Below are 25,739 nucleotides of genomic sequence, written 5' to 3'. Positions count from 1 at the left end.
ATCCTCGCCGTGGACGGCGGAACGAGCGCCTCGACGGGGCAGCCGCACGCCCGCCTACAGGTGCGGCTGCCCCGTCGAGGCGCTCGTTCCGCCGTCCACGGCGAGGATCGCGCCGGTGATGTACGCCGCGTCCGCGCTGGCGAGGAACAGCACCGGCGGGGCGATGTCGTCCGGCTGCCCGGGGCGTCCGAGGGCGATGCGGTCGATGAAGGGCGCGAGCTCCTCGGGGGTCGAGGCCATCGACTCGGTCAGCGGCGTCTGCGTGAAGGCGGGAGCGACGGCGTTGACCCGCACCCCGTGCGCGCCGAAGTCGAGGGCCAGCGACTGCACGAACGTCGTGATCGCGCCCTTGGTCGCGTTGTAGGCGGCCTGGCCCCAGTCGCCACGGATGCCCGACACGGAGGAGACGACGACGATGTTGCCGCGGCTCGCCTTGAGGTGCGGGAGCGCCGCCTTCACCGCGTAGAAGAGGGCGTCGACGTTCGTCGCGAAGAGCGAGCGCCAGGAGTCGTCCTCCACCTCCTCGATCGGGCCGCCGAGGTGGCCGGCCGCGTTGTTCACGAGGACGTCGATCCCGCCGAACCTCGCGACGGTGCCCTCGACGAGCGCGTCGACCTCGGCTCGGACCGAGACGTCGGTGGGCACGACCAGGACGTGCTCGGCCGGGAAGCCGGCGACGGTCTCCTCGAGCGTGGCGGGGGTGCGCCCGGCGACCGCGACGCTCGCGCCCTGCTCGAGGAAGGCGCGTGCGATGGAGCGGCCGATGCCGGAGCCGGCTCCGGTGACCAGGACGGTGCGTCCGGCGAAGGGGTAGGTGTTCGAGGCGATCATGGCAGTGCCTTCCGGGTGCAGAGGGGCGGCTCGGCGGGGTGCGCCGGGTGCGGCGGGCGTCGGATCCGCCCGGTGCCGATCATCCGCGGCACCCGAGCGGATCGACGGGCCGCCGCGCCGGTACGGAGGAGCTCCACATCGATCCGCATCACGGCTCCCGACCCTGGCAACCGTCGCAGAGTGCGGTCCGCGGCCGCGCGGGCTCGGGTAGACCGGAGGGACGCCAGTGGACAGGGGGAACCACCATGGACACCACGAGAACGACCGCTCCGCGCCGGGCGACGGGGCTCCGGGCGGGACGGCGCGCGACCGCGCTGGGCGCCTCGGCACTGCTCGCGGCGCTCGCTCTGAGCGGCTGCACGAGCGGCGCCGACCAGGCGGAGGAGGCGACACCCGCCGTTCCCGGCACCGCTGCTCCGACGACCGCCGCTCCGACCGCGACGCCCACCGAGGCTCCGCTCGGGCCCGTGACGCTGCCCGAGGGCGCGACCGCCGCCGTGCGGTGGACCGACCAGGTCGGCCCCGTCGATCCGCAGACCGTGTACCTCAGCGGCGATCCGCTGCACATCACCGTCTCGGTCGCCTGCGACACCGCGGACGCCGAGGTGACGATCGAGGTCGTCGGCCTGATGACGAGCGGATCGTCGTGCGTCTACAGCCCGAGCACGACCCGCACCGGCACGGGAGGCGGCAACACGGGCACCATGCAGATCGCCGTCGAGCAGGACGCCGAGATCAGGGTGACGACGGTGCCGGACGACGCGCACTGGTCGGCCGCCGTCTCGACCGGGGCGCGGACGGTCCCCGGGCCCTGACGCCGGCCTGTGCGCTCACGAGAACAGAGAAGTCGCGGTGGTCGAGAGCGGCCACCGCGACGTCCGGGTTCTCGAGTCGCCCGGGGCGTCAGCCGATCGGGACGCCGAGCTCGGCCATGAACGGCACGGCGTCGACCGCCTCGCCGTCGACCCGCGTCTCGAAGTGCAGGTGGCAGCCGGTGGAGGCGCCGGTCGAGCCGCGCAGCGCGATGACCTGGCCGACGGTGACGGTCTCGCCGACCGACACCATCAGCTCGCTGTTGTGGGCGTAGCCGGTCTCGATGCCGCCGCCGTTGTCGAGCAGGATCCAGTTGCCGTAGCTGCCCTGGTACGACGCCTCCTCGACGGTGCCGCTGGAGGCCGCGAGGACGGGCGTGCCGCAGGCGCCGGCGAGATCGGTGCCCTTGTGGAACAGGTTCACGCCGGCGACCGGCGCGTCGGGGCGGGGGCCGTAGCTGCTGCTGATGTGACCGGAGATCGGGACGACCCACGCTCCGGACGCTCCGGCGGCGGCCGCGGTCGACTCGCCGGAGGTGGCCGTGATCGCGTCGAGGGACGCGGTGGGCACGAGGACCTCGGGCTTGGCCTCGGCGGCGAAGGCGTCGCGGGTCACGCTCTGCTGCACGACTCCGGCCGCCACGAAGCTCTGCGGGCGGGCCGCGGCGACGGCGGTGGCCGTGTCGCGGGTCAGCTCGGAGTCGGCGGTGCCGCTCACGGCGAACGCGGGCATCGTCGACGTGATCGCGATGCCGGCCACGAGGGTCATCGCGGCGACGGCGGAGACGCGGGGTCGCGACGGGCCGCGGGAGGGGCGGCGGCTGCGGGACTCCTGCTCACGGAGCGAGCGACGGGTCGGAAGGGCGGACGGACTGCCGGTCTCGGCTCCTGCGGGGGTGGGAGTCGAGGCGCGTGACGAACGGTGCATGCAGAGGAGGTTCCAGGTCTGCCGACGCTCGAGGGGGGAGGCGAGCGCCGGGTGGGGCAGTGGGGCTGATCGCACGGCTGAGCCGATGCGACCCTCCAAACTACCCGCGTTCCGCCGGATCCGACCTGAGAGAAACCTCCGGAGTCAAGCGGTTGAGCGCATCGATCGGCTCTCGATCCGGAGTGGCGGGGGTGCGCCGGGTCGCCGGTGGGCGTGCTCAGCGGTCGGCGGTGAAGACGAGCAGGGCGATCACGCCGGCGACCGTCGCCGCGACTCCGGAGCCCAGGCGCCACCACATCCACTTGTCGCGCCTGGGCCCGCGCACGGGACGCCGGAGGCCGGCGCGGCCCTGGTAGCCGCCGGGATCGTGCTGGAAGACCATGCCCCCAGCCTGCCGAACCCGCGCCCGTCGCGGGGTCACTCGCCCGCGACTCCCAGCCGCGAACGGCACCGCAGGGCTGAAGCGGGAGCCGAGGAGAAAGGAGGAGAGGCGGCGACCAGGGGGAAGGGGAGGCGGGACGGCACGGGCGCAGAACGGCCGCCGCCCGCGCGCCTAGCGCGGCCCGGGCGCGCTCGCCAGCGGGTTCGCGGGGCGGGTGCCGCTCGGTAGCGTGGGGGAGTCGGCCGGAGCGGTCGACGAGCGGAGGAGCGGACATGGCCGGGACCGGCAAGGACAAGGACGCACGCGACAAGGCGGCGCAGAAGCGCGCGAAGAAGGCGCTGAAGAAGGCCGAGAAGTCGGTGCGCGCGGCGCACGAGGCGGTCCGCGACTCCAGCAAGAAGCTGCGCAAGAAGGCCCGCAAGCTGGCCGAGCAGACCGAGAAGCTCAAGCGGACCCAGGAGAAGGCGGCGAAGAAGGCGGCCGCGGCCGGGAACCGCCCGACCACGCCGAAGCACGCCGCCGAGCCGGCGGTCGGCGCCCTCGACCTCACCCCGCCGCTTCCCGGCTCGCAGGAGCCCGCCGAGGATCAGGAGTCCGCCGAGGACACCGGTGCCGCGGCCGGGTCCGCCGCCCAGCAGGAGCCGGCCCCCGACTCCGACCCCGCGCACACCCCGGACCTCACCCCGCCGATGCCGCGCTCGGGCTCCTGACCGCGCCCGTCTGAGCGCTGCACGCCGGTGCGGGCTCGGGTGGATCGCACCCTCAGAAGCGCCGCCCGCCTGAGAATCCGCACAGGGTACTCGGGCGGGCGTGCCCCGCGAGGTGAACAGCAGGTGAAGCCTCGCGACCACGCCGGAACGCCTCCCGCCGCGGGAGCATCATGTCTGCGTGGATCCCTTCATCCTGCTCGCGCTCGTCGTCGTCACGGCCCTCGCCTTCGACTTCACCAACGGCTTCCATGACACGGCGAACGCGATGGCCACGTCCATCGCGACCGGTGCCCTGAAGCCCCGCACCGCCGTCGCCCTCTCGGCGTCGCTGAACCTCGTCGGTGCGTTCCTCAGCATCGAGGTGGCGCTGACCGTCACCAACGCGGTCGTGAAGATCCAGGACTCCTCGGGCGCACCCGATCCGGCGCTGCTCGAGGACGGCGGTTCCGCTCTGCTGCTGATCGTGCTGGCCGGCCTCATCGGCGGCATCGTCTGGAACCTGCTGACCTGGCTGCTCGGCCTTCCCTCGAGCTCGTCGCACGCCCTCTTCGGCGGCCTGATCGGCTCCGCTCTCGCGGGCCTCGGCCTCAACGGCGTGAACTGGGCCGGCGACGGCACGAAGCTCGACGGCGTCGTCGGCAAGGTGATCCTCCCGGCGCTGATGTCGCCCGTGCTCGCCGGAGCGGTCGCGGCGATCGGCACCTGGCTCGTCTTCCGCGTGATCGGCAACCTCGCCGAGAAGAGCCTCCACCGCGGCTTCCGCTTCGGCCAGATCGGCAGCGCCTCCCTCGTCTCGCTCGCGCACGGCACCAACGACGCGCAGAAGACCATGGGAGTGATCACGCTCGCGCTGATCGCGGCCGGCGGCTGGAGCGACACCGAGTCGGTCCCCTTCTGGGTCAAGCTCAGCTGCGCGCTGGCCATCTCGCTCGGCACCTACATCGGCGGCTGGCGGATCATCCGCACCGTCGGCAAGGGCCTCGTCGAGATCGACACCCCGCAGGGCATGGCCGCCGAGAGCGCCTCCGCCGCGGTCATCCTCGCCTCCAGCCACCTCGGCTTCGCCCTCTCGACCACCCACGTCGCGACCGGCTCGATCCTCGGCTCCGGAGTCGGCCGCCCCGGAGCGCAGGTGCGCTGGCGCGTGGCGCTGCGCATGGTGATCGCCTGGGTCATCACGCTCCCGGCCGCCGCCCTCGTCGGCGCCGTGATGTGGTGGATCGGCCACCTCGTCGGAGGCGCGGCCGGCGGCCTCCTGATGGCCGCGATCCTCGTCGCCGTCGCCTCCCTCATCTACATCCGCTCGCGCCGCGACAGCATCGGCGCACACAACGTCAACGACGAGTGGCAGGACGCGGCGGCACGCCCCGCGCCCGAGACCGCCGGCGTCTGAGCGAAAGGATCCGCACCGTGCTCTCCCTCTTCCTCTCCGCCGCCGGCCAGGTGGCCCTCGTCGCCGTGCTCCTCGGAGCGGGCCTGCCCGTGCTCTTCGCCGTCGGCGTCCGCTCCTTCGCCGTCGCCGCCGGTGCTCCCGCCTCGGGCGGGTCGGACGCCCCCGCGGTCCGGACCGGTCTGCCCGCCCCGGTGCTGCGCGGGATCGGCGTGCTCTGCTTCGCCCTCGTCGTCGGCTCCGTGGTGATCGGCCTGAGCGTCATCATCGCGACGGGCCTCGGCCAGTCGGTGAGCTTCGAGCACGTCATCCCGACCTTCGTGCCCAAGGGCTGAGCATGGCCTCGACCGATCCGATCGCGGCGCGGGAGGGGATCGTCGCCCGCGTGGTCGGCTGGCTGCGCGCGGGCTACCCGTCCGGCGTGCCGGAGCAGGACTACCTGCCGCTGCTGGGCCTGCTGCGCCGCAGCCTCACGACGGACGAGGTCGAGCAGGTCGTCGCGCGGCTCCTGTCGGAGTCGGAGCGGGCCGAGACGGTCGTCTCGCGAGCCGTCGTGCGCGAGCGGATCGAGCAGCTGCTGCTCGGACCGGCGATGCCCGAGGACGTCGCCCGCGTCTCCTCGCGGCTCGCGAGCGCGGGCTGGCCGCTGGCGGGCCCGGAGTCGCTGGCCGAGCCGGACACCCGCGAGGGCCTGGTCGCGCGCATCGTCCGCTGGCTGCGCGCCGGCTATCCGGCCGGGCTGCCCGAGCAGGACTTCGTGCCGCTGCTGGCGCTCCTCCGCCGCCGTCTGAGCGACGAGGAGGTGGCCGAGGTGGCCGCCGGTCTCGCCGCCGACGCGCCCGCCTCCCGCGCGGACGTCGGCACCGCGATCGCCGGAGTGACCTCGGAGCTGCCCTCGGAGGAGGACATCGAGCGCGTGCGCCGGTCGCTGGCCGCGCTGGGCTGGCCGGAGGAGTTCGCGAGCTGACGCGCCGCGGCCCGGATCTCGAGCCGCAGGAGTCCGCGAGCCGATCCGCCGCTGTCGCCGGCGATCCGGCCGGAGAGGCCGCTGGCCGACCGCGCCGCGATCCCGGGCGGTCCAGCCGTCGAAGGGTGACCCCGCCGGGACCAGGACGCGGACGCTGCAGCGGGCCGGGCCCGCCGTGAGCGGGCGGGACGAGCGCTGGAGCGTGTCCTCGGGCGGGCGACAGGCGGCCGCCCGGTCGGCAGGGGAGTCGCGGGGTCACGACGCGCGCCGTCCGCCGTCCTAGGTTCGGCCCGGGTCCGGATCGGCTGCGCAGCCGGCTGCCGGACCGCAGCCCGACCGGAAGGACACCCCATGCCCGCACCCACCATCGTCCTCGTCCACGGAGCGTTCGCCGACGCCGCGAGCTTCGCCCCGGTCACGCGGATCCTGCTCGACGCCGGCCACGCCGTGCGCGTCCCGGCCGTGCCGAACCGCAGCCTGCTGGGCGACGCGGAGTACCTCCGCTCCTTCGTGGAGCAGCTCGACGGGCCGGTCCTGCTGGCGGGCCACTCCTACGGCGGCGCCGTGATCACGGTGGCGGGCGCCGCCGAGAACGTGGTCGGCCTCGTCTACCTCGCGGCCTACGCGCTCGAAGAGGGGGAGAGCCTCGGGCAGCTGCAGGGAGCCTTCCCCGACTCCGACCTGCCGGCGAACCTCGTCTACACCCCGTTCCCGATCGACGGAGCGGAGCCGGGCACGGACGTGTCGGTCGCGGTGTCGGCGTTCCCGGAGGTGTTCGCGGCCGGGATCGATCCGGCCGAGGCGGCCGTGCTCGCGGTCGGCCAGCGCCCGCTCGCCGCTCTGGCCTTCGGTGAGGCCGCTCCCGTCGCCGCCTGGCGGACCCGGCCGAGCTGGGGCGTCGTCGCCGCCGCGGACCGGACGATCAATCCGGACGTCGAGCGGTTCGGCTACCGGCGGGCGGGCGTGCGCTCGGTCGTCGAGCTCGACGCGCCGCACCTGGTGATGCGCTCGCACCCGGAGGAGGTCGCGCGGATCATCGCCGACGCCGCGGCGGAGCTGAGCTGACCGCGGAGTCGCCTGACCGCGGAGGGGTGCGCCGAGTGCCGGTGCGCTCCTCCGCACCCCGCCGCGCACCGCCCCCACCCGGAAGCACGCCCCGCCGATCTAGGTACTCCCGCCGCGGATCTAGGTCGTCGTCGCGTGGAGTCGGGCCCGCCTCCTCCCTAGCCTCGAAGGGAGAGAAGGGCGGGATCGTGGACACGGACACCGCGCGGCTCGGCGCCTACCTCCGGGGGCACCGCGACCGGCTGCGCCCCGACGAGGTCGGCCTGGGCGCCGACGGCAGGCGCCGCGTCAGCGGGCTGCGCCGCCAGGAGGTCGCCGTGCTCGCGGGGATCAGCCCGGACTACTACCTGCGGCTCGAGCAGGGCAAGGACCGCCGCCCCTCGGCGCAGGTCCTGGACGCTCTGGCCCGCGCGTTCCGTCTCGACGCGGACGGGCGGGACTACCTCTTCCGGCTCGGCGGGCACGCCGCGCCGCGCCGCTCACCGGGCTGGGCGCAGGCCGGGCCGACCCCGGCGCAGGTCGGCAGCCTGACGAGCATGGTCTCGTCCTGGACCACGACGCCCGCCTACGTGGTCGACCGCTACCTGGACCTCGTCGCCGTGAACGAGCTCGGCCGCCTGTTCCTCCCCCTGGCCTGCGAGCAGGGGACCAACATGATCGAGGCCGTCGTCGACGCCGCGGCGCTCGAGACCGACGCCGAGCGGCACGAGGACTGGGACCGCACGATCGCCGTGATGACGGCCGCCCTCCGCTTCCACTCCGACCCGGCGGACCCGCGTCTGCGGGTCCTGGTCGCCTCGCTCGGAGGCCGCTCGCGGGTGTTCCGCCGCGTCTGGGCGAGCCAGGAGGCGTATCCGCTCCGCGAGGGCTCGTCGCCGGTGCGCGTCGACCCCTTCGGCTTCATCGCCTTCCGCTGGCAGACCCTGGAGGTGCACGGAGGCGACCACTTCCTGACCTCCTTCTTCGGCGCCCCCGGCAGCGCCGCGGCCGCCGCGATCGATTTCATCCGGGCCCGCCACCGGGTCGAGGAGTGTCTGCGCGAGGGTGCGATACTCGACGCGTGAAGCGGGACGCGCTCGTCGTCGGTCGGGGATCGGAGCTCGCGCGGCTCCGTCTGATGGTCGACGGCATCGCCGCCCAGGGGTCGGCGCTCGTCATCGACGGGGACGCCGGGGTCGGCAAGACCACCCTGGTCGAGGAGGTCGTCGCCTACGCCCGCGCACGCGATGTGCGGGTGCTGCGGACCGCGGGCTCCGCAGCGGAGTCGGGCGACCAGTACGCGGCGCTGCAGCTCCTCCTGCACCCGCTCCGCCCGGGCCTCGACGGCCTGCCCCTGCCGCAGCAGGACGCGCTCCGCGTGGCCTTCCACTTGGCGGACGGAGTGCAGCCGACGCCGCTCCTGGCCGGCCTCTCGGCCCTGACCCTCCTGAGCGACGCCGCCGCCGATCGGCCCCTGCTGGTCGTCGTGGAGGACCTGCACCGGATCGACCCGGAGTCGGCGTGGGCGCTGCGGATGCTCGCCCGCCGCATCGGCGAGGACCGCGTCGTCGTCGTGATGACCACGAGGGACCGGCCCGAGGAGGACTCCGGCCTCGAGCACCTCCACCTCGGGCCGCTGTCGGCCGCCGACTCGGCCGCTCTCCTCGACACGCTCCCGCATCCTCCTCGCGGCGCCGCCCGGCGCGCTCTGCTCGACCTCGCCCGCGGGAATCCGCTCGCCCTGGTGGAGCTGACCGGGCGCGACCCGTCGGCCGACGAGGCGGAGGACCGCGCGGTGACCGGACGCCTCGAGTCGGCCTTCGCCGAGCGCTTCGCGGAGCTCGACCAGCCCTCGCGGCTCGCCGTGCTGGCCGTGGCGCTGGGCGACGTCGCGACGGCGGAGGAGGCGAGCCGGCTGGCGAACCTGGCGATCGGCCGCCACCCCGACCCCTCCTGGATCGACCGGGCCGTCGCCGCGTCGCTGCTCAGCTGGACGCCGGGGAGCGGACTCCGCTTCCGGCACCCTCTCGTGCAGTCCGCGGTGACGAGCGTGAGCCGCCCCTCCGAGCGCGCGGCCGTGCTCCGCACGCTCGTCCAGGAGCACCGCGACGACCCGAGCCGGACGCTCTGGTGGCGGTCGGAGCTCGCGACCGGCTCGGACGGGCCGGTCGGCGAGGAGCTCGCCGGTCTCGCGGCGTCAGGCCTCGCGACGGGCGACGTCGTCCTGGCGGCTCAGGCGATGGAGCGGGCGGCGGAGCTGACCCCCGCGGGGCCGCTGCGCGTCTCGCGCCTGATCGACGCGGCCGAGTACTCCGGGCTCGCCGGCCGGACCGCGGAGGCGGCGCTGCTCGTGCACCGCGCGGCGGGCGAGACCGTCGATCCGGTGCTCACCGCTCGCGCCGCCTGGACGCGCGAGACGCTGCCGACCGGGCGCACGGCCCTCTCGCGGGGAGACCTCTCGCCCGCGCTCGCCGCAGTGACGGCGCTGCAGAGCCACGGAGCCGTCGACGCCGCGACCGCCGCGCTCCTGCACCTCGCCGCCATCGCCTGGGACCACAACCGCGAGGCGTCGCCGGGGGAGCCGATGATCCAGGCGGTGCGCGCGCTCGCCCTCGACGACTCCGACCCGCGCGCCGTCCTGCTCGCGGCGGTCACCGAGCCGATCGCCCGCGGCGACGAGGTCGTCCGCCGGGCGCTCGCGGCGGCCGGCGGGGCGAGCGGTCCGGAGGAGGCGTGGTGGCTCGGCTACGCGCTGAACACGGCGGGCGAGGTCGAGGTCGCCCGGGAGCTCCTGGAGGAGGCGATCACCGGGCTGCGCGCGCGCGGCGACATCCGGATCCTCCCGCAGGCGCTCCTCGCCGCCTCGATGACCACGTCGCTCGCCGGCCGCATCTCGCGCGCCCGCTCCTTCGCCGAGGAGGCGCTCGTCCTCGGGAGCGACCTGGGGGACGTCGGCTTCGAGACCGCGTCCCGGGCCTGCCTGGCCTGGTTCGACGCGATGGAGGGCGTCGCGCCCGATCCCGAGGCGATCAGCGCGGGGAGCGCGATCGGCGCGGCCGTCCTCTGCTCGAGCGTGATGCGGGCGACTCTCCGTGGATCGAGAGCGGCGGTGGCGGTCCTCGAGTCTCGACCGGGCGACGCCGTGCCGGAGCTCCTGCCCCTCCTCGACACGGACGACGACTCCCTGAACCCCGGCTTCGCGATCCTGACCACGCCCGATCTCGTCGACGCGGCTCTCGCGACCGGGGACGTCGGAGTCGTGCGCCTGCACGCCGCGAGGCTGGAATCGCTCTTCGAGCGCTGGCACCAGCCGATGATCGAGGCGGCGGTGCGCTACGCGCAGGTCGCGGTGGCGCTCGCCGATGGAGCGCCGGACGCCGCGGCCGGGCTGCTGCGCCGGACTCCGCCGCCGCTCCCGTACGTGCGGGCGCGGGCGCTGCTGCTCGTGGGCGACGGGCTGCACAGGGCCGGTCGGGCGGCGGAGGCGCGCCCCCTCCTCCGCGAGTCGCTGGTGATGCTCGAGGAGCTGCCGATCCGTGCCTGGGCCGATCGGGCCCGTGACGCGCTCCGGGCCGCCGGCGGGAGGATCGCCGACGCGCCGTCACCGGCCGCGGCCACGCTGACCCCGCAGGAGCTGCGCATCTGCGCTCTCGCGAGCACGGGGCTGTCGAACCGCGCGATCGCGCAGAACCTGTTCCTCTCGCCGCGCACGGTCGGCGCGCACCTGTACGCGGCGTACCGCAAGCTCGGGATCGGCGGGCGGGGCGAGCTCGCCGCGGTGCTCGGCAGGGACGCGGGCGCCGACGCCTGAGGCCGGACTCCGCTCGCAGGGGCACCCGGCCCCCGTTCGAGCGCAGACGCGCAGGCGCGCCCCGGAACGGCCGGGACGCGCCTGCGAGCGTGCCGCGCTACTCCTGGATGAAGGCCAGCAGGTCGGGGTTGATGACGTCGGCGTGGACGGTCAGCATGCCGTGCGGGTAGCCCTCGTAGATCTTGAGCGTCGAGTTCTGCAGCAGCTCGTGCTGCTTGAGCGCGGCGTCCTTGTAGGGGACGACCTGGTCGTCGTCGCCCTGGGTGACGAGGACGGGGACGGTGATCGCCTTCAGGTCCTCGGTCTGGTCCGTCTCCGAGAAGGCCTTGATGCCCTCGTAGTGCGCGAGCGCGGATCCGGTCATGCCCTGACGCCACCAGTTGTCGACCACGGGCTGCGAGAGCTCGACGCCCTCGCGGTTGAAGCCGTAGAAGGGCCCGGAGGCCACGGCCTGGTAGAACTCGGCGCGGTTCGCCGCGAGAGCGTCGCGGAAGCCGTCGAACACCGAGATCGGCGTGCCCTCGGGGTTCGCCTCGGTCTGCACCATCAGCGGCGGGACCGACGAGACGAGGACGGCCTTGGCCACGCGGCCCTGGGGCTCGCCGTACTTCGCGACGTAGCGCGCGACCTGGCCGCCTCCGGTGGAGTGGCCGATGTGGATCGCGTTCCGCAGGTCGAGGTGCTCGACGACCGCGTTCACGTCGCTGGCGTAGTGGTCCATGTCGTGTCCGGTGCCGACCTGGGTCGAGCGTCCGTGCCCGCGGCGGTCGGTCGCGATGACGCGGTAGCCGTGCGCGTGGAAGAACAGCATCTGCGCGTCCCAGTCGTCGGACGACAGCGGCCAGCCGTGGTGGAAGACGATGGGCTGCGCGTCGGTGCTGCCCCAGTCCTTGTAGTAGATCTCGACGTCGTCGTCCGTGGTCACAAACGGCATCTTCGAACCTCCGTGCTCGTGTCGATCCCGAGCCCGGCCCGGGTCGTGTCCAAGGTGGTGCCTCCCCGGATGAGGGTGGGGAGCGGCTCCACGATAGGGGCGTGGGAGCGCTCCCTGAAGGGCGCGAGCAGATGTTCCGACGATCGTCCAGACCTGGTCGCCCGGGCGGTGCCGGGGCCGCCGGCCGCGCTCGCCGAGTGGGGTCGGATGACTCGTGACCGGCACCGCGGACGCTGACAGGATCGCGGCGGACGCGCCCTTCCGCGGCGCGCGGATCGGAGGTCGCGATGCCCACGACGACGCCCACGACGACGGCCCTGCCGACGCGCAGGACGACGACGGCCCGGCCGGCGGTGCTCCGGTGACCGTCGAGGACCGCGTCCCGATCGAGCCGCAGGCGGTCGTCGCTCCGCTCAGCCGGTCCGCCGTCTTCCTCTCGCTCGACATCGTCGGCGGGCAGGACGCCGCGGACCGCGTGCGGGACGTCGTCGCCGACGTGGGCGGGATCCTCCGCGCGGTCGGCTTCCGCGACCTGGGCCTGCGCCTCTCCTGCCTGGTCGGGATCGGGAGCGACGCGTGGGACCGCTTCGGTGGGGAGGGGCGCCCCGCGCAGCTGCACCCGTTCAGGGAGGTGGTCGGCGCGGCGCACACGGCCGTCTCGACGCAGACCGACCTCCTGTTCCACATCCGGGCGGAGCGCGACGACGCCTGCTTCGAGTTCGAGCGCCTCCTGCTCGACGCGCTCGGCGAGGACGTCGTCGTCCGCGACGAGGTGGTCGGCTTCCGCTACTTCGACAACCGCGACCTGCTGGGCTTCGTCGACGGCACCGAGAACCCGACCGGGGAGGCGCTGCCCCGCGTCGCGCTGATCGGCGCGGAGGACGCGGCGTTCGCGGGCGGCAGCTACCTGGTCGTGCAGAAGTACCTGCACGACCTGACGGCCTGGCACGCGCTCACCACCGAGCAGCAGGAGCGGGTCATCGGCCGGAGCAAGGCCGACAACGTCGAGCGCGAGGACGATCCGGCGCAGCTCTCGCACAAGGGGCTCGCGACCGTGGTCGACGCCGGCGGGACCGAGCACGACATCCTCCGCGACAACATGCCCTTCGGCCGGCCCGGCAGGGGCGAGTTCGGCACGTACTTCCTCGGCCTGGCCGCCGACCTGTCGGTGATCGAGACGATGCTGACGCGGATGTTCGTCGGCGTGCCCGCGGGCCGGCACGACCGCCTCCTCGACTTCTCGACCGCGACGACCGGCGGGGTCTACTTCGTGCCCTCGCGGGACGTGCTCGAGGGCCTGGGCGGCTGACCCGGGCCGGTCGTCGGGGCGCGGATCGAGTCGGATGACCGTGGTGCGGCCCGGGCCGGAGCGGTGGGATCGGAGCAGCGCAGGCGCGCAGGACGATCAGCAGGGAGAACGCCGTGGAACCCGACGACAGCACCGCTCCGCACCACGAGACCCCCGGTTTCGGAGACCCGGACCTCCCCCAGGAGGGGATCGTGAACACCGAGGGCGATCCCTCGGCGAACACGATGACCGGCCCGCAGAACCGCGTCCTGGAGGGACTGTTCCCGAACCAGATCGCCGCGCCCGCGACGGACATCAGCACGCAGCCGTTCTTCTGGTCCTCCTTCAACATCTCGCCGCGGCGGGTGCAGCGGGGAGGCTGGGCGCGCGAGCTCACGCAGGCCGACTTCGCGATCTCGAACGAGATCGCCGGCGTGAACATGTATCTCGAGGCCGGCGGGATCCGCGAGCTGCACTGGCACCAGAGCGCCGAGTGGGCGCTGATGACCAAGGGGAACTGCCGCATCACCACGCTCAGCCGCACCGGCCGGCCCAGCGTCGACGACGTGCAGGAGGGGGACCTCTGGTACTTCCCGCCCGGCCTGCCGCACTCCCTGCAGGGCCTCGGCCCGGACGGGGCGGAGTTCGTGCTCGCGTTCGACGACGGTGAGCAGTCCGAGAGCAACACGCTCCTGCTCACCGACTGGTTCGCGCACACCCCGCCAGACGTGCTGGCGAAGAACTTCGGCGTCGCGCAGGAGGTCTTCCGCGACATCCCGCTGCACGACCTCTGGATCTTCCCGGGCGACGTGCCCGGCGACCTCCAGGCCGACCGGGCCGCGGCCGGGGTGCAGGACGGCGACGAGGCGGTGATCTTCCGGCTCTCCCGCTCGGAGCCCGTTCACCAGAACAGCGGCGGCCGGATCCAGATCGCCGACAGCACGAACTTCCCGGCCTCGCGCACGGTCTCGGCCGCGCTGACGACCGTCGAGCCCGGCTCGATGCGCGAGCTGCACTGGCACCCCAACGCCGACGAGTGGCAGTACTACCTCCGCGGATCCGCTCGGATGACCGTCTTCAACACCGGCCCGCACGCCAACACGACCGACTTCCACGCCGGAGACGTGGGCGTCGTGCGCCGCAACTTCGGCCACTACGTGGAGAACACCGGCGACGACACGCTGGTCTACATCGAGACCTTCAAGAGCTCCCGCTACGAGGAGGTGTCGCTCGCCCAGTGGCTGAGCCACCTGCCGCCGTCGCTGGTCGCGCAGCACCTGAACATCCCGGAGGAGGTGCTGGCGACCTTCCCGCCCGGGACGCAGGGGATCACTCCGCTGCGCTGAGGGAGGGACGCGCGGAGGGGACGGGGACATGGCGGAGGATCACGAGGCGGCGCTCCTGCCGTGGGCGGGGAGGGCGGCGGTGCTGCTGGACCGGCACCTGCGGGTGCTGGCCGCGACTCCGCTCGCGCGGGCGCTCTCGCCCGCCTTCGCCCCAGGAGCGAGCATCGCCCGCTTCACCTTCCTGGACTCGTCCGAGGTCGAGGACCTGCCCTGCTGGGGGTCCGCCGCCGACCAGGTCGCGGCGATGCTCCGCGACTCGCTCGAGCGGCACCGGGGGGACCGGGAGTTCCTGACGGTCGTCGGGGAGCTCTCGGCGAGGAGCCCCCGGTTCGCGGACTCGTGGGCGGCCGGGGCGGAGGCCGACGCACGCGGGTCGGTCGTGTTCCTCGACACCGCGGTCGGCTCCGTTCCGATGGACTACCGGCTGGTCCGGGACGGCGCGCGCCTCCTGCTCCTGTTCGAGGCGGGTGACGCGGCGGGCCGCGAGGCGCTCGCGCGGCTCGCCGCCACGAGTCAGGCGCCGGCCGGGGCGGCCAGCGCGGTGCCCGCCTCCGGAGCGTGCCGCAGCGAGGCGAGGACGTCGACGGCCGCGGCCGCCGGAGTCCCCGCTGCCGCGAGGTAGGTCACGACGTACCGGCCCGGAGCGCCGGCGAGCTCCAGGGTCTGCATCTCGAGGTCGAGCCAGCCGAACGGCTCGACGTGGACGCGGATCCACCGGTGGGTGAAGGGGCGGACCTGGTACTCGGCCCAGATCGACCGGAACAGCGGATTCTCGACCGAGCACTCGCCGACGATCTCGTGCAGCCGCGGATCGTCGGGGTCGCTGTAGAACCGCAGCGCGGCGATCAGCTCGCGGAAGACCTGGCCCCACGCCCGCAGCTGGTCCGGCGGGTCGCCGTTCGCCACGGCGCGCGCGTAGCCGCGGGAGGTGGAGAGCAGCATGTTGGCGCCGGGCACGCCCTTGTCGGGGGCGAGACGGCTCATCAGGTCGTTCGCGCCGAGGACGTCGAGGTTGCGGTCGAACGCGTACGCCGGGGTCCTCGGCCAGTGGGCGAGCAGCGACTCCACGCCCTGGCCCGGCGGAGGAGAGTCGGGATCGCGCGGCCCGGGGCGCAGCCGGGCCAGCCGGAAGAGGTAGGCGCGCTCGAACTCGTCGAAGGCGAGCGCCTCGGCGAGGGCGTTCAGCACCTGGTCGGACGGGGCGACCGCGTGCCCCTGCTCGACGCGGAGGTAGTAGTCGCGGCTGATCCGGGCGCGGTCGGCGACCTCCTCGCGGCGCAGGCCCGGCACCCGCCGCCGGGTGCCCGCGGTCGGCACGCCGACCTGCTCCGGCCGCAGCGCCGCCCGGCGAGCGCGGAGGAACTCCGCGAGGGGGCTGCGAGAGCTCATCGTGCGACTCCATCGGATCACCCGCCGCGTCGAGCGGCGGTCGTGCGGGGGTGGGGCCGTACCGGTCGTCCGGTGGGACACAGAGTACCGTCGGGCGCTCGCGGGGCCCACTGCCCTCCTGTGCCCCCCGGCCCGGCGCCGATCGGGAGACGGGCGCTCGGGACGGTTCGACAGAGGGTGCGCTCCGGAGGGTTCCGACAGAGGGAGGAGAGCGCGGCCGCGCCCGGCGGTCAGCATGGGGTCCTCGGAACCCGTCCCTCAGGAGTCGCGATGACGATCAGTGCACTCTCCTCGCCGCCCGCGCACCCGAGCGCCCCCGAGGACGTGGTGGTCCGGATGCTGAGCTCGGCGTCGCCCGCGCGGGAGCGGCTCCTGGTGGTCGAGGGCGGGATCGGCTCGGGCCGGACGCACATGCTGCGCTCCGCCGCGGCCACCGCTCGCGCCGCCGGCTGCGAGGTCGTGGAGGTGCGGCCGGACCGGGGCGACGCCGTGATCGGCGCGTCCTCGCTCGCACTGTTCGCCACGCTGATCGGCCGTCTGCAGCGGGTGCGCGACTCCTCCGCCTCGCCCTGCGACCCCGGCTTCCTGATCGTCGTCGACGACTGGGAGCGGTTCGACGTCGCCGCCCGCGAGACCCTCCAGGCCCTGGTGACCCGGCTGGTGGACGAGGTCGGTGCCGCCTGCCTCCTCGCCACCGGCGACCGTCGCGTCCTCGCCGGCTGGGAGGGCCTCCGGCACCGTCGCACGGAGCCCCTCGACGCGGCGGCGGCCTGCGGCTTCCTGCACGCCCACGGCGGCCGGCGGTCGCTCGCCGTCGAGGCGCGCCTGCTGCGGGTCGCGGAGGGGAATCCGCTGCTCCTCGACGTCCTCGGGCGGGCCTGGGCCGACGAGGACGCTCCCTCGCCCTTCCCGGTCTACCCGCGGCTCGAGCAGGCCGAGACCAGGGTGTTCGACCTGCTGGCTCCGCTGTCGGAGGAGTGCCGGGAGGCGCTCCTGGTCGCCGCGGTGGCGGGCGCCGAGTTCCCGGAGAGCATCGGGTCGGCCCCCGGAGACGGGGACCGCGCCCTGGTGCAGGCGGGGATCCTGACGGCGGGCGGCCGTGCGTTCCGCGACCCGGTGGTCCGAGCGGTGGTGCTCTCGACGGCGATGCCCCGAGCGCTGCGGGCGGCACGGAGGCGGCTCGCCGAGCGCCCGGAGTCGGCCCCGCACCTCCGCCTGCTGCTCGCGGCGGACGACGCGGCCGGGCCGGAGGAGCGGGCGCGGCTGCTGAGGGACGCGGCGGAGGAGCGACTCCGCGCGGGTCGGCCGCAGGAGGCGCTGCTCCTTTTCACCGAGGCGCGCTCGAGCGCGCGCTGTGCTGCTCTGCGGGAGGAGCTCGAGGCGCGCGCGGCTGCCGTCGCGGCCTTCACCGGCGACGCGGCGGCCCTCGAGCGGGTGGTCGAGCGCTCGCGGGAGGACGGCGGGGTTCCCGGGACCGGCGTCGAGGCGGCGCGGCTGGCCGATGCGCTGCTCCGCACGGGGGACGTGGGCGGGGTCCGCCGCGCGGCCCTCCGGGGGCTCGGCGCTCGGGCGGGGCGTGGGGGCGCGGGAGTCGGTGGTGCCTCGCTCGCCGGCGGCGACTCTCCTGTCGGCGGTGTCGCTCCCGCCGAGATCGGCGCCTCCCGCGACGACGCCGGCAGCATCCCCGCCGACCACGCAGCCCCTCACGACGACGCCGTCGACCTGCTGGCGACCGTCCTCCACCTCGCCTGCATGCTCCGCGGCGATCCCGCGTGGTGGCAGGAGGCGCTCGCCGTCGGCGAGGAGCACCCCCTCGATCCCGTCCTGCGCCTCGTGGAGGCCTGCGTGCGGCCGGTCCCGGACGAGGAGTGGGAGCGCCGCCTGCTGCTCGCCGAGGACTCCGCGGTCACGGGCGACCCGTGGAAGACGGTCGCGCTGCACCTCGCCTGGTCGCTGCTCGAGGTCTCGGACGAGCGCCGCGACCGCCTCGCCGGGCTCCTCGACGGCGGGGAGGAGGCGGACGGCCTGCCCGGCGCCCTCGCCCTCCTCCGCCGCGGCATCACCGCCCTCGACGGCGGTCGCCTCGACGACGCCTCGGCCGACCTCGACCGCGCGGCCGCCCGCGCCGACGACCTGACCGCCGTGCGCGCGCTGATCGACGCGACTCGCGCCCGGGTCCACGCCGTGCAGGGCGACCGTGCACGCACCCTCGAGTGCGCCGAGCGCGCGACGGCCTGGGCGCTGCGGCACGGAGCGGCGTCGGTCGCGCGCGCCGCCGATCACGCCCTGTGCTCGCTCGACCTCGGCGGCGGCCGTTTCGAGGAGGCGCACGCCCGCTCCTCCTCCTGCGCCGGCGGCGACCCGCTGGAGCTCCTCGACGCAGCCGAGGCCGCCTCGCGCCTCCGCCTGCCCGAGCACTGCGCCGAGCTGGCGGCGGCCGCGGCGGAACTCGCCGCGCGGCCCCTCGCTCCCCGCGGGCGGATGCTCGCCCTCGCGGCGACCGCGGTCCTCGATCCGACCGGCGGCGCGGGCGCCCTCTTCGAGCGCTCCCTCGACCCGGCCTCCGAGGAGTGGCCGTTCGAGCGGGCGCGCGTCCAGCTCTGCCACGGCGAGTGGCTGCGCCGCCGGATGCGCCCGCTGGAGGCGCGCACCCGGTTCCGCCAGGCCGCCGCGGGATTCGCCGCGGTGGGGGCCGAGCTCTGGCTCGCCCGCGCCCAGCACGAGCTGCGGGCGGCGGGCGGAGCGGGGGAGGCGCCGGTCGCCGCCGACCTCAGCGAGCAGGAGCGGCGCGTGGTCTCCCTGGCCGCTGCCGGCCTGTCGAACAAGCAGATCGCCCAGCAGCTCTTCGTCTCGCCCCGCACCGTCAGCGGGCACCTGTACCGGATCTTCCCCAAGCTCGGGGTGACCTCGCGGGCCGGGCTCCGCGACGCGCTCCTCAGCCTCGAGGACGCCCGGAGCGCGTGACGGAGCCGCAGGATCGAGTCATCCGACCTGGTGCCTGCCGCCGCGGGAGGCGCATGCTGAGCGCATGACGTCGCAGCAGATGATCGACCCCTCCGTCCCGCCGAGCGGCCCCGGCTGCGTCGAGTGCGAGCAGTCCGGCTCGTGGTGGCTGCACCTGCGCCGCTGCGCGCTCTGCGGGCACATCGGCTGCTGCGACGACTCGCTGAACCGCCACGCGACGGCCCACTACCACTCGACCGGCCACGCGGTCATCCGCAGCTTCGAGCCCGGCGAGGACTGGTTCTGGGACTACCGGACCGACGACTACGCCGACGGCCCCGCCCTGGCCGACCCGCAGAGCCACCCGGCGAGCCAGACCACCCCGGGGCCGAAGGACCGCGTGCCGCGCGACTGGCAGTACCTCCTCGCCGAGCGCGCCGAGCGCGGCTGAGCCGCGCGCCTCCGCGAGAGCGCAGGACTTTCGCGAGAGTCCAGGAGTTGTCGCACTCGGCATCGACTGCGACAACTCCTGGACAGTCGCCGGCCGCCGGCCGCCGGCTACCTGCGCACGTCCGCAGGCGGCGTGCAGCCAGAAGTCACCGTGCTCGCGACCGACCACGGCGACTTCTGGATGGTCGCGGCGGCCCGCCCAGGAGCGATCGCCACGAGAGTCCAGAAGTCGTCGCACTGGGCGTCGACTGCGACAAGTCTCGAGCAGTCGCGGCCGTCGGAGCCGCCGACACCCAACGCTCGTCCACAGGCGGCGAGTAGCCAGGAGTCGCCGTACTCGCGACCGACGACGGCGACTTCTGGATGGTCGCGGCGGCCCGCCGAGGAGCGATCGCCACGAGAGTCCAGGAGTCGTCGCACTGGGCGTCGAGTGCGACAACTCTTGATCAGTCAAGGGAGCAGTCGCGGGAGCAGGTCGGAGCCAGCTGACCAGCCGGCGGCCGACGCCGCGCCTGATCGGCGTTCGTCAGCTCCGGACCCCGCCGGCCGAGCCCCGCCCCGTCACCCCCTCTCGACCCCGTCCAGCGCCTCCGCCTCGGCGATCCGCAGCCGCATCTGCCGGTAGCGGTGGAACTGGTACACCCCGTGCAGCACCGCGAGAACGACCGCGGCCGCCATCCCGCACGCGATCGCGGGGACCTCGTCCGCGCCGCTCTGCGTCAGCGCGAGCGCGACTCCGGCGCCCGCCACGATCGAGTTGACCACCGCGATCGCCGAGGACATCGTGAAGAAGATGCCCCGCCAGCTCTGCCGCCGGCCGATCTCGAGCAGCTCGTTCGGCGCGTGTCGGCCGCGCGGCACCGCGAAGTAGGCGCCCGCGCCCGGCAGCAGGGTCCCGTAGTAGCGACGGATGCGCTGGATGGCCGTCAGCGCGGCGATGTCCTCCATCGAGGTCTGCACCAGCCGCTCGTAGGTGAACACCCCCAGCAGCACGACGACCGGGATGATCACCGCGAGGAACCCCATCGCGTACCGGGTCGGGGCGAGGAAGCCGAAGGCCACGAGCGAGCTGGAGAGCATCGTCAGGTAGAGCGAGGCGCGGCTGCTCGACTCCGTCACGGTGATCCCGCGCGCCGACTCCAGCACGAAGTGCTCGGTCAGCAGGGCGTTGAGGAACGCGGCCGGCCGGTCCGGGAGCGACGCGGCGGAGACGGCGGCCTCGGGCAACGCGGGCGTTCGGGGAGAGTCCTCCTCGTCGAGGCGGTCGCCCGGCTCCGGATTCACGGCCGCACCTCTCGCGGGGACCGCACCTCTCGCGGGGCCGCCCCGCGGCGTCCGCTCTTCGAGTCATCCGACTCGCGCACCGGCTCCACCCGCGCGCCTACCGTCGGACGCGACGCCGAGCACCGCCACCGGGGCGCGTGCGCAGACACCGAAGGGCCGTTCATGACCGACACCCGCCACCTCCACTCGAACCAGCGAGACACCCTCGAGCGGCTGCTCGAGGACTCGCCGAGCCACAACGTCCTCTGGGCGGACGTGCTGACGCTGCTCGAGGCCGTCGGCACCGTCCACGAGAAGCACGACGGCGCCTTCTCGGTGACGGTCGGCTCGACGACCGAGACCCTCCACCGGCCGCACCGCAAGGACGTGGACGAGCAGCAGCTCGTCGACCTGCGCCGCCTGCTCCGCGGAGCGGGGTACGGCGCATGAGCGCGGGGACGCCCGCCGACCTCACCGGGTCGGCCGCCGAGCGCCTCCGCCGGCTGGACGCGCTCGACGCGGGTGCGCTGACCGAGGAGTGGCTGCTGCGCCAGCTGCGCCTCGCGCTCGGGGATCTCGCCGCGCTCGAGCCGGCCGCGGAGGCCGAGCAGGAGCGGCGCGAGGACTTCTGATGCGGCGGGCGGCCGTCCGGGGTGCACGCGGCCGGCACCCGGACGGCCGCCGGCCCGCACCCCGCAGCGCCGCCCCGCTCCGCCGCTCATCGCCCGGCCGCCGCGCTGCGGGCGCGCAGCAGCACGCCGGCCGTCGCGGTCGCCGCCAGCACGAGCGCCGCGAACACCGTCAGCACCGTCGTCGCGGCGACGAGGTTGAGCGCCGCTCCCGCCGCCAGTGCGGGCACCGCGAGTCCCGTGTACGCGACCAGGAACACCACCGCCAGGGTCTCGCCCCGGCGGGCGGGATCCGCGAGGGCGACCGCCGTGCCGATCGAGCCCTTGAAGAGCAGCCCCACCCCGAAGCCCGAGACGACGGCCCCGGCGAGGAACACTCCCAGCTGCGGAGCGATCGCTCCGGCCGCGACCGCCGCCAGCCCGACCGCGCAGCCCGCCACCGCGATCGAGAGCTGCAGGCGCGTCCCCACCTTCACGAGCAGCAGCTGGCCGAGGGCCGCGGAGGCGAACACGGCGAAGGACGTCGCGCCGGCCAGCAGGTGGTCGCGCACCTGGAAGGTCTGCACCAGGAACGTCGGTGCGAGCGAGGTGAAGAGGCCGAGGACGGAGAAGGCCGAGAACGCTCCGAACGCCGCGAGCAGGAACGCCCTGCGCGCGTCCGCCGGCACCGAGAGCCGCTGCGGCCGGTAGGCGGGCGCCGTCTCCGGCACGTCGACCGTCTCGGGCACGAGGAGCAGCGCGAGGCCCGCCACGAGCAGCGCGACCAGGAACACCTGGTGCGGCAGGAGGAGCGGATCGGGCAGGAACTCGGCGAAGACCCCTCCGAGCAGCGGGCCCAGCGAGAGCCCGCCGAGGTTCACCGCGCCCGAGATCGACGCGGCGACGATCGTGTTCTCGTCCGGCCGGGCGCGGGCGCGCAGCTCGCCGAGGTGGGCGGTCGCGGTGGCGGTGAGCATCCCGATGCTGACGCCGTTGACGAAGCGGGCGACGATCAGCCCCGGCACCTCCGTCGTCAGCGAGAAGAGCACGGCCGAGATCGCCGAGACGAGCACCGCGATCAGCAGCACTCGGCGGCGGCCTAGCCAGTCGCTGACGTGACCGGCGAGGTACAGGCTCACGATCACTCCGACCGCGTAGGCGGCGAAGACGACGGTGATCACGAACGGCGGGAAGCCGTCGAGCTGCTGGTAGAGCGGGTAGAGCGGAGTCGGCACCGTCGAGTACGCCATCACGAGCAGGAAGGTCGCGGCGACGATCCAGAAGCCGACGCCGTGGCGCACCATCGGCAGCCGGCGGCTCACGAGGTCTCCTGCAGGTGGCGGTGGGCGAAGGTGACGGCCATCGCGCCCTCGCCGACGGCGGAGGCGACGCGCTTGACCGAGCTGCGGCGCACGTCGCCCGCGGCGAAGGAGCCGGGGACGCTGGTCTCGAGGTAGAACGGCGCCCGCTCGAGCGGCCAGTCGCGAGCCGCGTGCTCACCGGCGAGATCCGGTCCCGTCACGAGGTAGCCGCCGGAGTCGCGGACGATCGCGGTCTCCGCCGCCCACGTCGTATCCGGCTCGCCCCCGATGCAGACGAAGAGGTGGGAGGTGGCCAGCGCCCCGTGCACACCGGTCGCCGAGTTCTCGACCTCGATCGACTCGAGGGCGTCGGCGCCGTGCAGGCGGGTGACGCGCGAGTCGAGCAGGATCGTCACGTTCGGCTGCCGGACGACGCGCTCCGCGAGGTAGGAGGAGAGGCTGTCGGCCAGATCCGGGCCGCGGACCAGCATGGTCACGTGCCGCGCGTGCGCCGAGAGGTTCATCACGGCCTGCCCGGCCGAGTTGCCGCCTCCGACGACCACGACGTCCTCGCCCTCGCAGAGCGGCGCCTCGCTCGTGCCGGCGCCGTAGTAGAGGCCGACGCCGAGCAGCTCGTCCTCGCGCTCGAGGCCGAGCCGGCGCCACTGGATGCCCGTGGCGCAGATGTTGGTGCGGGCGACGACGGTCGTCCCGTCGGCGAGCAGCGCGTGGATCCGGTCGTCGGCGAAGCGCCCGCGGATCCCCTCGCGCATCCGCAGCAGCTCGGCGCCGAACGAGACGGCCTGCTGCCGCGCGCGCTCGGCCAGATCGGCTCCCGCGATCCCGTGCGGGAAGCCGAGGTAGTTCTCGATCAGGCTGCTCGAGCCGGCCTGCCCGCCGATGGCCGAGCGCTCGAGGACCACGACCTTCAGCCCCTCCGAGGCGGCGTACACGGCGGCCGAGAGCCCGGCCGGGCCGGCTCCGTAGATGGAGAGGTCGTACTCCGCGAGCCGCGGCGAGCCCACCCAGCCGAGCCGGGCCGCGACCTCGGCGAGCGTCGGATCGGAGGCGCGGCTGCCGTCCGGGAACACCACGAGGGGGAGCGACGCGGTGGCGAGCGGATGCCCCGCGACGGCGAGGCACTGCTCGTCCGTGTCGATCGGCGTCCACGAGAACGAGACGACGCTGCGCGAGAGGAGGTCGCGGATCTCCCACGCGTCGCGGCTCTCGCGCCGCCCGTAGAGGCGGACCTGCGGGAGGTCCCCGGCCACGGTCACGAGGCCCGCCGCCGCTCGAGCCCGTCGCGGAACTTCATCAGCTTGAGGCAGAGGTGCAGCGTGCTGCGGGCGAGGCCGTCGTCGAGCGCCTCCCGGACCGCCTCGGGCAGGTTGTCGAGGCGGTAGTAGAGCGTGGTGCGGTGGATGTGGAGGAGCCCGCACGCCTCCCGCACGCTGCCGCGCACGTCGAGGTAGGCCTCGACCGTCCGCCGCTGCACCTCGTCGCCCCGCTCGAGCAGCGTCGCCGCGGCCGGCGAGAGCATGGCGAGCTGCGAGCTGTCCGCCCCGATCGAGGCGAGGAGCACCCAGGCCCCGAGCTCGGCGATGTCGGCCCGGCTACGGCCGTCGGGCAGGGAGCCGACGATGGTCGCCGCGAGAGCGGCCCGCTCGGCGGTCGGCAGGAGGTCGTCGTCGCGGACGTCGAAGTGCGCCGAGCCGATCGCGTCGACGGCCGTGCCGCGGCCGCGCGCCTCCGCCCGCAGGACGTCGTCCGCCTCCGCGGCGGCCTCGGGCGCCTCCACGCTCACGAAGAACAGCACGCCCTCCTGGTCGCCGAGGAACGTCAGGCCGGAGGCGGCGCTCGCGTCGATCCGCCGCGCCAGCGCCGTCCGCTGCAGGGAGCCGGTCGGGCCGGTCAGCCGCACCGCGCGGACCACGGTCTGGGCGTCCCGGCGCAGCCAGCGGCGCTCGACCGCCTCGGCGAAGGAGGCGCGCCGGGTGCCGCCGTCGCCCGACAGGAGCGCCGCGAGGACGTCTGCGCGCCGGGAGCTGCCGCCCGCCCGCGTCGAGGGGCCGAGGAGGCGGCGGATCGCTCCGACGGCCGCATCGATGAGCGAGTACTCGGCCGGAGTGAGCGGCGCGGGCCGCTCCCGGGGGAGGAGGAGGGTCGCGAGCCGGCCCCGCGGATCCTGGACGGGGAACACGCCGTCGTGAGGCGCCTCCTCGCGCGCGCGCGTCGCGGCCAGCACCCGGCTCGAGGCGTCCTCGATCGTCACCGGGCGGTCGAGAGCCTGGGCGAGCTCGTCGGCGAGGTCCTGCAGAGTCATCGGCGGGGATCCGTGTGGGGGGCCATGCCGTGATCCTCGCGGAGGGAGCCCTCCCGAAGCGTGGCCCTTCCAGGCCCACCTTGCGCGTCGGATCCGCTGCCGGCCGCGATGAGACGCTCAGCCTCCGCTGCCGGGGCGGTCCCCGAGGAACCCGTCCGCGAGGAGGCGGTCGAGGACGTCCGGCCAGTCGAGCAGGACGCCGATGTGGCCTCGACCGGGCCGGATCGTGAGCTCCGCAGCCGGGTGGAGGCGGCGGATCCGCTCCGCGTGGGCCACCGGGACCACCCTGTCGGCCGCGCCGTGGTGGAGGAGGACCGGCGCGGTGAGGCGCGAGAGGTCGACGCCCCAGGGCATGACGAGGGCGAGGTCGTCGTCGACGCTCCCGCCCTGTTCGAGCTCCGAGGCGCGGCCGGCCTCTGCGCCGAGCGCCGTCAGCGGGCCGTCGAGGGCCGAGTAGTCGTCACCGGTGAACTGCTCAGGATCGAAGCGGGCCGTCTCCTCCCACTCCTCGCGCGCAGCCCGGCCGTTGCGCGCGCTGCGGAGAGCGCCCGGATCCTGCATGCCGTCGAACCATGCTCCGTCGTCACTGAAGGGCGCCGGGCTGCCGAACGTCGCGACGCCCCGGACGCGATCACCTCCGAGAGCCCCGACGGCCAGTGCGTGCGGGCCGCCGCCGGAGTAGCCCGTCACCACGAAGCGCTCGATCCCGAGCAGGTCGGCGACGCGGAGCACATCGGCGGCCGCGTCCGCGATGCTCCGTCCGGGAGCGCGCATCGAGCCGCCGAAGCCGGGACGGGCGACGGAGACGAGCCGGATGCCGCGCGCCGCAGCGGCGTCGACGTGGGGAGCGAGGAGTGCGCCGGTGTGCGGTGTCCCTCCGCACCAGACGACTGCAGCGCGGGGGGCTCGAGTGCCGGGGAAGTCGTGGGCGACGAGCGTGCGCGAGTCGACGCGGAACTCGTGCCGGGACGTAGCGGCGTGTCCGGTCATGGAGGAACGGTAGCCGCCTGTCGAGGGCA

General features: G+C 74.7%; 25 protein-coding genes. 15 read left to right on the top strand and 10 right to left on the bottom strand.

The features are described 5' to 3' along the window. Window positions 1-54: 54 nt before the first annotated feature. Window positions 55-831: an SDR family NAD(P)-dependent oxidoreductase gene (locus C5C55_RS12585; protein WP_258072554.1), complete on the bottom strand. Its 777-nt coding sequence runs from the start codon at window positions 829-831 to the stop codon at window positions 55-57. A gap of 245 nt (window positions 832-1,076) precedes the next feature. Between C5C55_RS12585 and C5C55_RS12580 the strand changes: the two genes are divergently transcribed. Continuing rightward, window positions 1,077-1,646: a hypothetical protein gene (locus C5C55_RS12580; RefSeq protein WP_104234144.1), complete on the top strand. Its 570-nt coding sequence runs from the start codon at window positions 1,077-1,079 to the stop codon at window positions 1,644-1,646. Between the two features lie 88 nt (window positions 1,647-1,734). Here the strand turns inward: C5C55_RS12580 and C5C55_RS12575 are convergent, their stop codons facing one another. Next, window positions 1,735-2,412, bottom strand: coding sequence for a M23 family metallopeptidase (locus C5C55_RS12575; protein ID WP_219813016.1), 678 nt, complete (start codon window positions 2,410-2,412; stop codon window positions 1,735-1,737). Between the two features lie 376 nt (window positions 2,413-2,788). After that, a complete protein-coding gene (locus tag C5C55_RS16655; protein ID WP_159940529.1) occupies window positions 2,789-2,953 on the bottom strand; it encodes a hypothetical protein in 165 nt (54 codons plus the stop codon). A 272-nt stretch (window positions 2,954-3,225) separates the two neighbouring features. Here C5C55_RS16655 and C5C55_RS12570 point away from each other — a divergent pair, with 272 nt between their 5' ends. The 7 genes from C5C55_RS12570 to C5C55_RS12540 all read left to right on the top strand — a co-directional run bounded on the left by C5C55_RS12570 (window position 3,226) and on the right by C5C55_RS12540 (window position 10,875). Next, entirely contained in the window at window positions 3,226-3,663 is a 438-nt protein-coding gene (locus C5C55_RS12570) for a hypothetical protein (protein ID WP_104234142.1), read from the top strand. 178 nt (window positions 3,664-3,841) lie between these two features. Next, the gene (locus C5C55_RS12565; protein WP_104224012.1) at window positions 3,842-5,056 is read left to right on the top strand and encodes an inorganic phosphate transporter; all 1,215 of its coding nucleotides are present in this window, start codon (window positions 3,842-3,844) and stop codon (window positions 5,054-5,056) included. Between the two features lie 17 nt (window positions 5,057-5,073). Further along, window positions 5,074-5,388, top strand: coding sequence for a hypothetical protein (locus tag C5C55_RS12560; RefSeq protein ID WP_104234141.1), 315 nt, complete (start codon window positions 5,074-5,076; stop codon window positions 5,386-5,388). Between the two features lie 2 nt (window positions 5,389-5,390). Further along, window positions 5,391-6,020 (top strand): DUF3349 domain-containing protein, encoded by a 630-nt coding sequence (locus C5C55_RS12555; protein WP_104224010.1) that lies wholly within the window; start codon window positions 5,391-5,393, stop codon window positions 6,018-6,020. A 351-nt stretch (window positions 6,021-6,371) separates the two neighbouring features. Then, window positions 6,372-7,085: an alpha/beta fold hydrolase gene (locus tag C5C55_RS12550; RefSeq protein WP_104227378.1), complete on the top strand. Its 714-nt coding sequence runs from the start codon at window positions 6,372-6,374 to the stop codon at window positions 7,083-7,085. A gap of 188 nt (window positions 7,086-7,273) precedes the next feature. Beyond that, on the top strand, window positions 7,274-8,149 hold the full coding sequence (locus tag C5C55_RS12545; RefSeq protein ID WP_104224008.1) for a helix-turn-helix domain-containing protein: 876 nt from the start codon (window positions 7,274-7,276) through the stop codon (window positions 8,147-8,149). After that, window positions 8,146-10,875: an AAA family ATPase gene (locus C5C55_RS12540; RefSeq protein WP_104234139.1), complete on the top strand. Its 2,730-nt coding sequence runs from the start codon at window positions 8,146-8,148 to the stop codon at window positions 10,873-10,875. The genes C5C55_RS12545 and C5C55_RS12540 overlap by 4 nt, the downstream gene beginning before the upstream one ends. A gap of 97 nt (window positions 10,876-10,972) precedes the next feature. Here the strand turns inward: C5C55_RS12540 and C5C55_RS12535 are convergent, their stop codons facing one another. Further along, window positions 10,973-11,809: an alpha/beta fold hydrolase gene (locus tag C5C55_RS12535; RefSeq protein WP_104224006.1), complete on the bottom strand. Its 837-nt coding sequence runs from the start codon at window positions 11,807-11,809 to the stop codon at window positions 10,973-10,975. Between the two features lie 214 nt (window positions 11,810-12,023). Between C5C55_RS12535 and C5C55_RS12530 the strand changes: the two genes are divergently transcribed. The 3 genes from C5C55_RS12530 (at window position 12,024) to C5C55_RS16355 (ending at window position 15,065) form a co-directional block, all read left to right on the top strand. Next, the gene (locus C5C55_RS12530; RefSeq protein ID WP_308471877.1) at window positions 12,024-13,118 is read left to right on the top strand and encodes a Dyp-type peroxidase; all 1,095 of its coding nucleotides are present in this window, start codon (window positions 12,024-12,026) and stop codon (window positions 13,116-13,118) included. Between the two features lie 113 nt (window positions 13,119-13,231). Continuing rightward, window positions 13,232-14,443, top strand: a complete 1,212-nt coding sequence (locus C5C55_RS12525) for a cupin domain-containing protein (RefSeq protein ID WP_258059808.1) — start codon at window positions 13,232-13,234, stop codon at window positions 14,441-14,443. 28 nt (window positions 14,444-14,471) lie between these two features. After that, a complete protein-coding gene (locus tag C5C55_RS16355; RefSeq protein ID WP_146080950.1) occupies window positions 14,472-15,065 on the top strand; it encodes a hypothetical protein in 594 nt (197 codons plus the stop codon). Here the strand turns inward: C5C55_RS16355 and C5C55_RS12515 are convergent. Further along, window positions 14,957-15,832 (bottom strand): helix-turn-helix transcriptional regulator, encoded by an 876-nt coding sequence (locus C5C55_RS12515; protein WP_181067851.1) that lies wholly within the window; start codon window positions 15,830-15,832, stop codon window positions 14,957-14,959. The two genes, C5C55_RS16355 and C5C55_RS12515, sit on opposite strands and share 109 nt — an antisense overlap. A 270-nt stretch (window positions 15,833-16,102) precedes the next feature. Here C5C55_RS12515 and C5C55_RS12510 point away from each other — a divergent pair, with 270 nt between their 5' ends. Both C5C55_RS12510 and C5C55_RS12505 read left to right on the top strand, forming a co-directional pair. Beyond that, a complete protein-coding gene (locus tag C5C55_RS12510; protein WP_104234136.1) occupies window positions 16,103-18,796 on the top strand; it encodes a LuxR C-terminal-related transcriptional regulator in 2,694 nt (897 codons plus the stop codon). A gap of 64 nt (window positions 18,797-18,860) precedes the next feature. Further along, window positions 18,861-19,226: a UBP-type zinc finger domain-containing protein gene (locus C5C55_RS12505; protein ID WP_104227372.1), complete on the top strand. Its 366-nt coding sequence runs from the start codon at window positions 18,861-18,863 to the stop codon at window positions 19,224-19,226. 560 nt (window positions 19,227-19,786) lie between these two features. Here the strand turns inward: C5C55_RS12505 and C5C55_RS12500 are convergent. Further along, complete coding sequence (locus C5C55_RS12500; RefSeq protein WP_104224776.1) at window positions 19,787-20,509, bottom strand: hypothetical protein; 723 nt, start codon at window positions 20,507-20,509, stop codon at window positions 19,787-19,789. A gap of 162 nt (window positions 20,510-20,671) precedes the next feature. On the opposite strand from C5C55_RS12500, the gene C5C55_RS12495 reads away from it, so the two are divergent. Both C5C55_RS12495 and C5C55_RS12490 read left to right on the top strand, forming a co-directional pair. Continuing rightward, complete coding sequence (locus C5C55_RS12495; protein WP_104234134.1) at window positions 20,672-20,938, top strand: hypothetical protein; 267 nt, start codon at window positions 20,672-20,674, stop codon at window positions 20,936-20,938. Beyond that, window positions 20,935-21,120, top strand: coding sequence for a hypothetical protein (locus C5C55_RS12490; protein ID WP_104224778.1), 186 nt, complete (start codon window positions 20,935-20,937; stop codon window positions 21,118-21,120). The genes C5C55_RS12495 and C5C55_RS12490 overlap by 4 nt, the downstream gene beginning before the upstream one ends. A gap of 86 nt (window positions 21,121-21,206) precedes the next feature. On the opposite strand, the gene C5C55_RS12485 is transcribed toward C5C55_RS12490, so the two are convergent. From C5C55_RS12485 to C5C55_RS12475, 4 genes are all read right to left on the bottom strand, one after another. Further along, complete coding sequence (locus tag C5C55_RS12485; protein ID WP_258072553.1) at window positions 21,207-22,418, bottom strand: MFS transporter; 1,212 nt, start codon at window positions 22,416-22,418, stop codon at window positions 21,207-21,209. Next, window positions 22,415-23,674 (bottom strand): NAD(P)/FAD-dependent oxidoreductase, encoded by a 1,260-nt coding sequence (locus C5C55_RS12480; RefSeq protein ID WP_219813015.1) that lies wholly within the window; start codon window positions 23,672-23,674, stop codon window positions 22,415-22,417. Before C5C55_RS12480 ends, C5C55_RS12485 begins: the two co-directional genes overlap by 4 nt. Beyond that, the gene (locus C5C55_RS16765; RefSeq protein ID WP_219813014.1) at window positions 23,671-24,720 is read right to left on the bottom strand and encodes a helix-turn-helix domain-containing protein; all 1,050 of its coding nucleotides are present in this window, start codon (window positions 24,718-24,720) and stop codon (window positions 23,671-23,673) included. Before C5C55_RS16765 ends, C5C55_RS12480 begins: the two co-directional genes overlap by 4 nt. 117 nt (window positions 24,721-24,837) lie before the next feature. After that, window positions 24,838-25,710 (bottom strand): alpha/beta fold hydrolase, encoded by an 873-nt coding sequence (locus C5C55_RS12475; RefSeq protein ID WP_104234132.1) that lies wholly within the window; start codon window positions 25,708-25,710, stop codon window positions 24,838-24,840. Window positions 25,711-25,739: the final 29 nt, after the last annotated feature.

Origin of the sequence: Rathayibacter sp. AY1C2 (assembly GCF_002931195.1) — a bacterium.
Lineage (GTDB): Bacteria > Actinomycetota > Actinomycetes > Actinomycetales > Microbacteriaceae > Rathayibacter.
The sequence above is the reverse complement of the archived record's forward strand: the minus strand, read 5'-3'. Positions and strand labels throughout refer to the sequence as shown.